10 protein-coding genes and 2 pseudogenes are annotated in these 11,814 nt (G+C 42.1%); 8 read left to right on the top strand and 4 right to left on the bottom strand.

The annotated features are described in order from the left end of the window. Positions 1-37: 37 nt before the first annotated feature. From PGRAN_RS17635 to def, 4 genes are all read right to left on the bottom strand, one after another. Positions 38-283, bottom strand: coding sequence for a GNAT family N-acetyltransferase (locus PGRAN_RS17635; protein ID WP_338151717.1), 246 nt, complete (start codon positions 281-283; stop codon positions 38-40). After that, positions 225-470, bottom strand: a complete 246-nt coding sequence (locus PGRAN_RS17640) for a hypothetical protein (protein WP_338151718.1) — start codon at positions 468-470, stop codon at positions 225-227. Before PGRAN_RS17640 ends, PGRAN_RS17635 begins: the two co-directional genes overlap by 59 nt. Positions 471-609: 139 nt before the next feature. Continuing rightward, positions 610-2,781 carry a LapB repeat-containing protein gene (locus PGRAN_RS15835; protein ID WP_051998629.1) on the bottom strand — a complete coding sequence of 724 codons (2,172 nt, stop codon included), beginning with the start codon at positions 2,779-2,781 and terminating at the stop codon, positions 610-612. A 202-nt stretch (positions 2,782-2,983) separates the two neighbouring features. Further along, entirely contained in the window at positions 2,984-3,535 is a 552-nt protein-coding gene (def, locus tag PGRAN_RS12435; protein WP_036067461.1) for a peptide deformylase, read from the bottom strand. A gap of 808 nt (positions 3,536-4,343) precedes the next feature. On the opposite strand from def, the gene pdhA reads away from it, so the two are divergent. The 8 genes and pseudogenes from pdhA to PGRAN_RS12475 all read left to right on the top strand — a co-directional run bounded on the left by pdhA (position 4,344) and on the right by PGRAN_RS12475 (position 11,796). Beyond that, positions 4,344-5,459: a pyruvate dehydrogenase (acetyl-transferring) E1 component subunit alpha gene (gene pdhA / locus PGRAN_RS12440; protein ID WP_036067462.1), complete on the top strand. Its 1,116-nt coding sequence runs from the start codon at positions 4,344-4,346 to the stop codon at positions 5,457-5,459. A 2-nt stretch (positions 5,460-5,461) separates the two neighbouring features. Then, on the top strand, positions 5,462-6,439 hold the full coding sequence (locus tag PGRAN_RS12445; RefSeq protein WP_036067463.1) for an alpha-ketoacid dehydrogenase subunit beta: 978 nt from the start codon (positions 5,462-5,464) through the stop codon (positions 6,437-6,439). Between the two features lie 136 nt (positions 6,440-6,575). Continuing rightward, positions 6,576-8,210, top strand: a complete 1,635-nt coding sequence (locus tag PGRAN_RS12450) for a dihydrolipoyllysine-residue acetyltransferase (RefSeq protein WP_036067464.1) — start codon at positions 6,576-6,578, stop codon at positions 8,208-8,210. Between the two features lie 4 nt (positions 8,211-8,214). After that, positions 8,215-9,618: a dihydrolipoyl dehydrogenase gene (gene lpdA, locus PGRAN_RS12455; protein ID WP_036067465.1), complete on the top strand. Its 1,404-nt coding sequence runs from the start codon at positions 8,215-8,217 to the stop codon at positions 9,616-9,618. A gap of 118 nt (positions 9,619-9,736) precedes the next feature. After that, complete coding sequence (locus PGRAN_RS12460; protein WP_051998630.1) at positions 9,737-10,057, top strand: hypothetical protein; 321 nt, start codon at positions 9,737-9,739, stop codon at positions 10,055-10,057. 83 nt (positions 10,058-10,140) lie between these two features. After that, positions 10,141-10,453, top strand: a pseudogene (locus PGRAN_RS12465) (hypothetical protein). Between the two features lie 44 nt (positions 10,454-10,497). Beyond that, the gene (locus tag PGRAN_RS12470) at positions 10,498-11,532 is read left to right on the top strand and encodes a Rossmann-fold NAD(P)-binding domain-containing protein (protein WP_051998632.1); all 1,035 of its coding nucleotides are present in this window, start codon (positions 10,498-10,500) and stop codon (positions 11,530-11,532) included. After that, positions 11,522-11,796, top strand: a pseudogene (locus PGRAN_RS12475) (UPF0223 family protein). Before PGRAN_RS12470 ends, PGRAN_RS12475 begins: the two are co-directional and overlap by 11 nt. Positions 11,797-11,814 lie beyond the last annotated feature (18 nt).

Genomic DNA, 11,814 nt, shown 5'->3' on the forward strand with positions numbered 1-11,814 from the left:
AAAAAAGAGCGGAATCAGGGAATTGCCCATCTAGAATTTATAGTCTCTTTGTAAAGCAGATAATTCGGTTTGCTTCCTTAAAATCCATCGCTCGATGAAAATGAAAACTAGTATCATTCTCTAATTCACAATCGCTGGCAAACTCGGTACACCCTTGCTGTTTAGCCCATTTTTCACACGCAGATAATAATTCCTTCGCATATCCTTTATGTCTATATTCCGCCTTAACAAAAATCCCCTCTAAGTATCCAACAGCTGGTAGCTGTTCCTTCCACATAATCATGCCTTAATTGGCACTGCGCAAATCCAACAGGCATATCTTGATCATATTTAAGAAAAAACCGCACGTCCCCTCGGTAAATTATTTCCGAAAACTCCTCCATCAAATCTTGAACAACTTGCCCGCTCCACAACATAACAGCTAAATTTGCTATGTGTTCTACATCATCTTGCCCTGCTTCCCTAATCAATTTCGCAAACCTCCAGTCTTTCTATTTTTCCTATTCCCATTATAACAGTTTCTAATAAAAGAAAAGGCTACAATAAAAAAAATCCCTAAAGACTAGATAACGTTTTTCTTGTCATCCAATCATCAGAGATTTCCCAATGTCAACTTCTTTTTTTCAACAATAGCGCTCCTGCAATAAGTACAATCCAACCAAATCCAGCAAGTGGAAGTGAGGAATCACCAGTCTCAGGCAAGCGTGGCACGTTCTGCATTTTACCTGAATCTATCTGACTCTTAGTTGGTTTCGTCTTATCAGGATTTGTTGGCTCAACAGGCTTAGTAGGGTCATCCGGTTTTGACGCAATCACATGAACCGTCACTTTCACCGGAACCGCAGCAACCCCATCCGAATTCACTGCGTTTAGAGTTACCACATAATCACCAGCAACCCCTAAATTCACCACACTCGCAAAATCAGAAGAAACAATACCATCATTGCTAGCACTGGCTTTATCATCCCTCAAAAACTGCGTCGCACTCACCGTAGCATATTGCTTATAAGTCACATCACTATCCGCGGAAATCACAGGAACGGCCGAGCTGACAATTTTGACAGTCACACGTACTGGTTTTGCGACATTCCCAGAACTATCGGTGGACTGCAAGGTGACAGTATACTCGCCAGGAACGGCAAAAATAACGGCCGTTTCAAAGTCAGATGTGATTGTGGAACCATCATCCGTTTTTGCTACAATACTATCCAAAAAGTCGGCTTCACTCACCGTTTGATCGATATCATAAGTGACAGTAGGAGAGGCGGTGATCACAGGAGCAGTCGTATCAACAATATGCACAGTAACGGTCACCGGAGCTGCGACATTCCCATATTGATCCGTCGATGTTAGCGTGACCGTATAATCACCAACCACGTCCAAATCTACAGCCGTTGCGAAATCAGAGGTAATGACAGAACCATCGTCCGTCGTGGCATGGATATCCAGCAAAAACTGACTAGCAGTTACGGCTTCATGTTGCTCATAAGTAAAGTTAGAATCGGCGGTAATAACTGGTGGCGTCGTATCTGGAACTAGAGGTACGGTAACAGTACCATGGTAATTTCCAGTACCATTCCCAAGCGTTACAGCTTCAAAAAATGAATATGTGACCTTCAATTGATTCGTTAATCCAGTCCAAGTAATTGTTGGGGCAGAATAGGTTCCTCCATTTGAAATCGTGTATGGCGCTAATTGATTACCACTGATACCGGTGATTGTCATTTCTGTTATACTAAGTGGATCGGTCGTATTCACAGCGGGCATTGTAAGCGTTTGTGAGTCAAAACGGAAAGTATTGAGATTGGTTAAATTAGCAAGCGGACTAATATCACTAATATGATTGCCAACCAAGCTTAAAGCCCCCAATTGGGTTAATCCACTTAAAGGTGTCACATCTGAAATATTGTTATTTATTAAATCTAAAGAAGTGATGTATTTTAAATGTTCCATTCCAACTAATGAAGTAATACCTTTGTTCAGTGTTTCAGCGGTACTCAAAGATACAATCGTATTCAAATCAGCTTGATTCACGACATCTGTTACATTTTTCCCTAATTTAGTTGCGATGACCTGCGCCAACATTTCATCTGGAAAAACCGTATTAATCGGTCCAATCGGATCATATATTATATTTTGTGTCGGTTGTGTCACTGTTCCATGAAAAATACCAATAGCATTTCCGTTAACAACAACATCCTGCTGGAATCGAAAACTAAGACTAGTTTGTGTCGTTAGGCCATTCCAAGTTACATTAGGGCTACTGTAAGTCCCACTATTACTTATGTTAAAAATTGTAGTTGGAATACCACCACTCATATTTTTCAGAACACCTGTTAAATTTAATACGAAAGAACCGTTATTCGAAGCCTGTGGTACAGTAATAGTCTGAGAGTCAAATCGACCAATCGCCAAATTGGTAAGTCCGGCTAGGGGTGTAATATCACTAATATTATTACTGCTTAGCCTTAGATCTTGCAAATTGTGTACATTCTGCATGCCATCAAGCGAAGTTATTCCTTTGCTTGAACCTTCCGCAGAAGAAATGCTTGTAATGGTATTCAAATCAGCCACAGTCACCGTATCAGTGATCGTTTTGCCAAGCTTGGTAGCAATCACTTGCGCGAGTGCGGCATCGGGAAATATTTGATTGATAGGTGCTGGTAAGGTTGCACTAAGTGGTGATTCCGCCGTCACTTTGGCGTTCGTACTTAGCCCAATACTCCCGAATACGATTACAATACAAATCAATAATTTCAACCCATTATGCAAATATTTCATTACAAATCCCCCTAATTTTTTGTACAAGCTTCTATGTAGTGTTCACTAAACTTGAAATAGCTTTTAGCCATCCATACCCTTTTTTGTTAAAAATAACACAGAAAAGGTACTGAAAATCTGGGAGGTCGTAAATGAAAAAAGTCCGCTTTGAAATAAAAAGCAGACCGAACTATATCAAATAGCTCGGTCTGCTTCGTCCTAGTTATTCATAAATTGTCACATCAGGCGGTAAATAAGAGGGATTTTCCTTATTAATATGATCATAAAACATAATCCCGTTTAAATGATCAATCTCGTGCTGTACTACAATCGCAGGATACCCCTTCAAACGCAATTTCAACGGCTTCCCATCGATATCAAAAGCTTCCACAGTCACACGCGCGCTGCGCACGACGAAACCAGGAACCTCACGATCCACTGAAAGACAGCCTTCACCACCGCCTAGACATGCATTTTCCACGGAATGACTACGAATCTTCGGGTTGTATAAAATATAGCTGTATAAACGATCATTGTCATCATGTACATGAATCGCAATCAAACGCTTGGAAACAGCAATTTGTGGCGCAGCAATACCGACACCAGCACGCAATTCGTGTTCCTCAGCGATTTCAGGATCTTGACTATTAATGAGGAACTCTAACATTTTTTGACCAGTTTTCTTATCTTCATCCGATAGCGGGAAAGTGACCAGCTCCGCGACAGCGCGCAAAACAGGATCTCCTTCACGGACAATATCATCCATTGTAAGCATTATTTTCTCTCCTGTTCTAATAAACTTATCTCCATTTTACCAAAAAAAGCTCGCGTTGGGAATGAATTTTACTTCCAATTCCTATCGAAAAGAGTAAATGCTAGGGATGAAATAACTTTTATGTTAGAATATAGACACTAAAAAGACGAACGTTAAAAACAGTAGTTAGCATATTGTTCGCCATGTCGAGCTGTTATATAAATATATTTGTTTGTGATTTCACAAACAAAAGAAAGCCGTTTCAAATAAAATTCGAAAGATGAAGCCTAAGCGATCTTTGCTTTATTATATAACAGTTTCATTTAAGAAACACAATTCCTAATACAGTTTTCGAAAGCGAATGATGGGACGTAAAACCTTGGTAATACAATAAAAACAAAGTGAGCTTAAGTTATTGACGAATGCAGATGGATGGTGTAAATTAAAGAGGAAGATTGGTGTATTAATAGTAAGGCGTTTAAAAAATATAACAGCGAAGTCTAAATCCAAGCGATCGCCGCGAAGCGAGGTGAATTTGTGAATGTGAAGGTATTTCGTATCCTTTTTCACAAACTCATCCCAAAACCATGTTTTCAGTCCTAAAAGATTGGGAATAGGCAAGAAGATGGGCAGATGGCACTGTGAATTATTTTTGAACGAACCGAATAATACACGAATCCAGTTAGGAAAATTGAGAAGCGAACCATGCATTGTATTGCTTGCCTGACAAGCGGAACTTTTGCTACATTATACGTAGTGGAAAGAATAACTAATGTTTGCGCATTCAATTCTTAAAAATATTTCAAACCAGAAGGGAAGAGATTACACGATGGCTTCTAAAACAAAGAAGACTGTAGTAGATGTGAAAGAGCAGTTTAAAGCTGTTGCCGATCAATTTGAATTGGTCCAAATTTTAAATGAAAAAGGAGAGGTTGTTAATCCTGACTTGATGCCCGACTTAACAGACGAGCAATTAGTAGAATTAATGACACGCATGGTTTGGACACGTGTTCTTGACCAACGTTCGATTTCCTTGAACCGCCAAGGTCGCCTAGGTTTCTATGCACCAACAGCTGGACAAGAAGCTTCACAACTTGCAAGTCATTATGCGTTAACAAAAGCAGATTACGTGCTTCCTGGTTACCGTGATGTACCACAAATGATCTGGCATGGTCTTCCACTGACGAAAGCTTTCCTATTCTCACGTGGCCATTTTGTCGGAAATCAATTCGCAGACGACTTAAACGTTCTATCTCCACAAATCATCATCGGTGCACAAATCGTTCAAGCTGCCGGCGTTGCTTTAGGGCTTAAGAAGCGTAAAAAAGACGCAGTTGTCATCACATACACAGGTGACGGCGGATCTTCACAAGGTGATTTCTACGAAGGTATGAACTTCGCCGGTGCCTATAAAGCTCCAGCAATCTTCGTTGTACAAAATAACATGTTCGCGATCTCAACACCACGCGAAAAACAATCTGCGGCAGTAACACTTGCTCAAAAAGCAGTTGCAGCTGGAATCCCAGGCGTTCAAGTAGACGGTATGGATCCACTAGCAGTATACGCTGTAACGAAATTTGCGCGTGATCGTGCCGTTGCAGGCGATGGCCCAACATTGATCGAAACAATGACTTACCGTTATGGTCCACATACACTTTCAGGTGATGATCCAACTCGTTACCGTACAAAAGAGCTTGATGGCGAATGGGAACTCAAAGATCCAATCGTTCGTTTCCGTACTTTCCTAGAAGCGAAAGGGCTTTGGAACGAAGAAAAAGAAAATGAAATAATTGAACAAGCAAAAGAAGAAATCAAAACATCTATTAAAGAAGCTGACGCTACACCGAAACAAAAAGTATCAGATCTTCTTAAAAATATGTACGAAACACCAACTGCTCCAATCAAAGAGCAACTGGCAATTTTTGAAGCGAAGGAGTCGAAATAATCATGGCGCAAAAAACAATGATTCAAGCGATTACAGATGCGCTTGCAGTAGAACTAAGAAATGACGAGAACGTCCTCGTTTTCGGTGAAGATGTAGGTAATAACGGCGGGGTTTTCCGTGCTACTGAAGGTCTTCAAGCAGAGTTTGGCGAAGATCGTGTATTCGATACGCCACTTGCAGAATCAGGTATCGGTGGTCTTGCTATCGGTCTTGCACTAGAAGACTTTCGTCCAGTTGCTGAAATTCAATTCTTCGGTTTCGTTTTTGAAGTAATGGATTCTGTTGCTGGTCAAATGGCACGTATGCGTTACCGTACTGGTGGTACTCGTACTGCTCCAATCACAATCCGTGCGCCATTCGGTGGTGGGGTTCATACGCCTGAACTTCATGCAGATAACTTGGAAGGCCTAATGGCACAATCACCTGGTCTAAAAGTTGTTATCCCATCAACTCCATACGATGCAAAAGGTCTCTTGATCTCAGCAATCCGCGATAACGATCCCGTTATTTTCTTAGAGCACATGAAATTATACCGCTCATTCCGTCAAGAAGTACCAGAAGGCGAGTACACAATCGAAATCGGTAAAGCAGCCGTTCGTCGTGAAGGTACAGACGTTTCTGTCATCACTTATGGCGCAATGGTTCAAGAATCTGTGAAAGCAGCAGAAGAACTAGAAAAAGAAGGCGTATCTGTTGAAGTTATCGACCTTCGTACAATCAGCCCGTTGGATGTAGACACAATCATCGCTTCCGTTAAGAAAACGAATCGCGTAGTTGTCGTTCAAGAAGCGCAAAAACAAGCAGGAATCGCTGCTAACGTTATCGCTGAAATCAACGACCGTGCCATCCTTTCTCTAGAAGCACCAGTGATGCGTGTTACAGCACCAGACAGCATCTTCCCATTCGCGCAAGCAGAAACAGTTTGGTTACCAAACCATAACGATATTGTTGAGCGTATTAAAGAAGTTTTAGCGTTTTAAGAGAAGTTTAGAAGAAAAACATGAGATAAGGTGGGAATGGATTACATGCTCACTTTGTTCTCATGCATATTGAGGCTCTAACTTAGCAAAGTACGCTTCGTAAGAGCCACAACAAAAACAGGAGGCTTTTAAAAAAATGGCATATTCATTTAAATTACCGGACATTGGTGAAGGTATACATGAAGGAGAAATCGTCAAATGGTTCGTAAAACCAGGCGATAAGATCGAAGAAGACGCGTCCCTTTTTGAAGTTCAAAATGACAAATCCGTTGAAGAAATTACATCTCCCATTACAGGAACTGTCAAAGAAATCCTTGTCGGTGAAGGCGTAGTAGCGACAGTTGGACAAGTTCTAATCACGTTTGATGGCGTTGAGGGCCATGAAAATGATGCAGAAGAAGCACCAGCAGCACCTGCCTCTACACCAGCAGCGGCTCCAGCACCAGCAGGTGGAAAAGGCATTTACGAATTCAAATTACCGGACATTGGTGAAGGAATTCATGAAGGCGAAATCGTGAAATGGTTCGTAAAACCAGGCGATCAAATTGAAGAAGATGCTACCATTTTCGAAGTGCAAAATGACAAATCTGTCGAAGAAATTACATCTCCTGTCGCAGGAACTGTAAAAGACATTTTAGTTGGTGAAGGCGTAGTAGCAACAGTTGGTCAAGTGTTAATCACATTCGAGGGCGACTTTGAAGGTGAAGCAACGGCAGATCACTCTTCTACTCCAGAATCTCCAGCAGACACTGCAAAACTTGCAAATAATAACGCAGCACAAGCGCCAGTATCAGGTGGAAATGGTACACCATCATCGCAAAAAGATCCAAACGGTCTAGTTATCGCGATGCCATCTGTACGTAAATATGCACGTGAAAAAGGCGTAGACATCCGCCAAGTTGCAGGATCAGGCAAAAACAACCGCGTGCTTAGCGCAGACGTTGATGCATTCCTAAATGGCGATACAGCAGCAGTAGCAACAAGCGAAGCAGCTCCAAAAGCGGCGTCACAAGAAACTGCAACAGCGAAACCAACAGCAAAAGCAGCGCCAGTTGTTAGCGGTGGAACATACCCAGAATCACGCGAGAAATTAACACCAACACGTAAAGCGATCGCAAAAGCAATGGTTAACTCGAAACACACTGCGCCACACGTCACGCTAATGGATGAAATCGAAGTTTCTGCTTTGATGGTTCACCGTAAACGTTTCAAAGACGTAGCAGCTGAAAAAGGAATCAAACTTACTTTCCTACCTTACATGGTAAAGGCACTAGTAAACACATTGCGCGAGTTCCCAGTGCTCAACACGACACTTGACGACGCAACAGACGAACTAGTTTACAAACATTATTTCAATATCGGTATTGCAGCAGATACAGATCACGGTCTTTACGTACCAGTTATCAAAGACGCTGACAAAAAATCGATTTTTGCAATCTCTAGCGAAATTAACGAATTAGCTACAAAAGCACGCGACGGTAAATTGACTGGGGAAGAAATGCGTCATGGCTCTTCTACTATCTCAAATATCGGATCAGCTGGCGGCCAATGGTTCACACCAGTTATCAACTACCCTGAAGTTGCCATTTTAGGTGTAGGTCGTATCGCAGAAAAAGCAATCGTTAAAGACGGTGAAATCGTAGCAGCACCAGTACTTGCTCTATCGTTAAGCTTCGACCACCGCGTAATCGACGGCGCAACAGCTCAAAAAGCTATGAACAATATCAAGCGGTTATTAAATGACCCAGAACTTTTACTAATGGAGGCGTAAAAAAATGGTAGTAGGCGATTTTCCAGAAGAAAGAGACACCATCGTCATTGGTGCAGGACCCGGCGGATACGTTGCGGCAATTCGCGCAGCACAATTAGGACAAAAAGTAACGATTATCGAGAAAGAACATTACGGCGGCGTTTGTTTAAACGTTGGTTGTATCCCTTCCAAAGCCTTGATCACAGTTGGTCACCGTTTTGCTGAAGCGAAACATTCCGATAACATGGGTATCACAACAGATGGCGTGAACCTAGATTTCACAAAAGCGCAAGAATGGAAAGGCTCTGTCGTTAGCAAATTAACAACAGGCGTGAAAGGCTTGCTTAAAAAGAATAAAGTGGAAATGCTAGAAGGAGAAGCTTTCTTCGTTGATGAGCACTCCCTACGTGTTATCCACCCTGAATCCGCGCAAACTTACACATTCAACAACGTAATCATTGCAACTGGTTCTCGTCCAATCGAGATTCCAGGATTCAAATTCGGCAAACGTGTTCTTAGCTCAACAGGCGCGCTAGCTCTTACAGAAGTTCCGAAAAAACTTGTCGTAATCGGCGGTGGTTACATCGGTACAGAACTTGGTGGCGCATTTGCTAACCTTGGAACAGAGTTAACAATCCTTGAAGGCGGACCAGAAATCTTGCCAACGTACGAAAAAGATATGATTTCTCTTGTAAAACGCAACCTTAAAGGTAAAGGCGTGGAAATCGTAACAAAAGCTTTGGCGAAATCTGCCGAAGAAACAGAAAATGGCGTAAAAGTAACATACGAAGCTGACGGCGAAACAAAAACCGTTGAAGCGGATTATGTCTTAGTAACAGTAGGTCGTCGTCCAAACACGGATGACATCGGCTTAGAACAACTAGGCGTGAAACTAAGCGAACGCGGTTTGATCGAAGTAGACAAACAAGGTCGCACAAATCTTTCTAACGTCTATGCTATCGGTGACATCGTTCCAGGTGTTCCACTTGCCCACAAAGCAAGCTACGAAGCAAAAGTTGCCGCTGAAGCGATCGCTGGCGAAGCATCTGAAAATGACTACACAGCCCTACCAGCAGTTGTTTTCAGTGATCCAGAACTAGCAACAGTTGGCTTAACAGAAAAAGAAGCAAAAGAAAAAGGCTTCGACGTAAAAGCTGCTAAATTCCCATTTGGCGGTAACGGTCGTGCCCTATCCCTTGACGCTCCAGAAGGTTTCGTACGTCTTGTAACACGGAAAGAAGACGGACTTATCCTTGGTGCCCAAGTTGCAGGAATGAACGCATCCGATATTATCTCGGAAATAGGACTTGCCATCGAAACAGGCGTAACAGCAGAAGATATTGCGCTTACTATTCACGCCCACCCATCTTTAGGCGAGTTGACAATGGAAGCGGCAGAGCTTGCGCTAGGTCGTCCAATCCACATGTAATACATGACGCTATCTGGGGAACAGTCCAGATAGCGTTTTACCTATGCAATTTACTATTGTGAAATCGAGAACAAAGTAGTATGATAACTATATAAAATAAAAGAATCCAGGTGTAAAATTGAAAAAAAAGGTTGAAAAAATTATTTTCGGTATTGTGTATGGTTTCTCCGCGATTTTCTTTTTAGGTTTTGTTGTGAACATTGTCCACGGTTTTATCGTGCATATGCATGAAACCGATAGTTGGCGCGCCGTTTTGCGAATATTAGCGAGTCCAGTGACAGATCCAGCGGTCTTTACGATCCATTTGACGAGTCCGATTTGGTCTGTGTTCTTGGCAATTATCATCAGCTACTTGTTGCCAGCATTCTTTTGTGTGGCGACGCATTTCTTGAAAAAGGACTATCTCGAAACGCATGAAAACAGCCGCTTTCTTCAATAAAAGTCGTTTTTGTGTGATTTTACATAGCAAAGGAGTAGAATGAGTGTAGTTCGGCACAAAATACGATTAGGATTAGGTGGAAAATGGGGACATGGAAGCGAGCGCTATTCTGGATAGCGTATGTGGTATCAGGGATTTGTTTTGTATTAACGATTTTAGCCTTTATTGTAGGATTTTTCCATCATATGCATGATACAGGTGGTATAAAAAGTGTTATAAAGATTCTAGAAACGCCGATTACTGGTTTCATTCAATTGACCAATGGTTACATTCAGAAGTCTGTGATGGAAGTCGTTTTATTGAGTATCGTTAGTTATGTTTTACCGACGTTTTTTTTGTATTGCGACACATTATATACGGAAGAACCACAGGCAAGCTTTCGAAGAGGAAGAATAGGAGAAAAGCGCTGATTCTACGAGTTGTAGAGTTGGTGCTTTTTTTTGCAATCACAATATTTTTATCGTTACGCTATTCATGATAAAATGAAGAAGGATACATCTAGTAAAGGGAGCGTGAAGCTGTTTTGGCAATGGATCGAAAAAAAAATTGCGATTATCGGCAATAATAAGATAAGCACGAGTTTCGTTTTTGCAATGATGAACCAGCAGCTAAATGTGGAGGCGTGCCTTATTGCAGAGAAGAAGTCTCACATGATAAAAGATATGCAGTACGGCACCTCCTTCCGATCAAGAACAACGCTTATATCGGGGAATTTCGGGGAATGTCGGAACGCGTCGTTAATTGTGTTCACGCATGATCCGTTTATGGATACCAAGGATATGCAACAGGCTTCATCGATCGTTCGCAAATTTGTGAAGCAGTGGATGGAAACTGGATTCCAAGGTATTTGCGTGGTGGCAACACCGCAGAGTGAGGTTGTCGCACATTGGATTATGAAATTCTCTGGTCTTGCTACTGACAGAATTATTGCGCTTGGCACGATGCTTGATACAGCACATTTACAATCGGAGCTAGGTCGGTACTTTCAGGTGAATCCGAAAAACGTGCATGCCTACATGATTGGTAGTACGCTAGAATACGGTGTTCCTATTTGGAGTCGCGCTTATATTGGTGGACGCCCGATTTTAAGCTATATCATGGATGAACCAGATCGCTATTCTTTTGAAAAATTAGAACCTATTGTGGCGCAAATAAGTGAGTTTCCACGTGAACCTTTAGCGGAGGGCCGTTTATTTGACTGCAGTATCGCGCTCGGTTTGACGGAGCTTGTGAAGGTTATTTTGGAAGATGCAGAGATGATTTTGACGGTGGGCGTATATGTACAAGAGAAATTCGGCGTGACCTCAGGATTCATCAGTATTCCAGCGGTTGTCGGTGCTTCAGGCGTCAAGAAGGTCGTTCCATTAACCCTTTCCGATGCGGAGCAAAAACAGTTAGTAACCACCGTAAAAGCGTTAGACACAGCGGTGCAATCCGGGTTATCGAATGAAGGAGGGAGCAAGCGTGGAGTATAGTTATCCGATTAATTTAGATTGGTCAAAAGACGAGATGGCAACCGTTATTAGCTTTTATCAAGCCGTGGAAAGAGCTTACGAGACTGGCATCGAAGCGTCTGAAATAAAAGCAAAGTATAGTGCATTCAAAGAAGTCGTTCGTTCGATCGGCGAAGAGAAGAGCCTGGGTAACGAATTTGAGAAGGCCAGTGGCTATTCAGCTTATCGCGTCATGCAACTCGTGAAAAACGCAACGACAAAGTAAAATTAAAAATGCAACCATAGGAGGAATTTTAAAATGGA

Origin of the sequence: Listeria grandensis FSL F6-0971 (genome assembly GCF_000525835.1) — a bacterium.
Classification (GTDB): Bacteria; Bacillota; Bacilli; order Lactobacillales; family Listeriaceae; genus Listeria_A; species Listeria_A grandensis.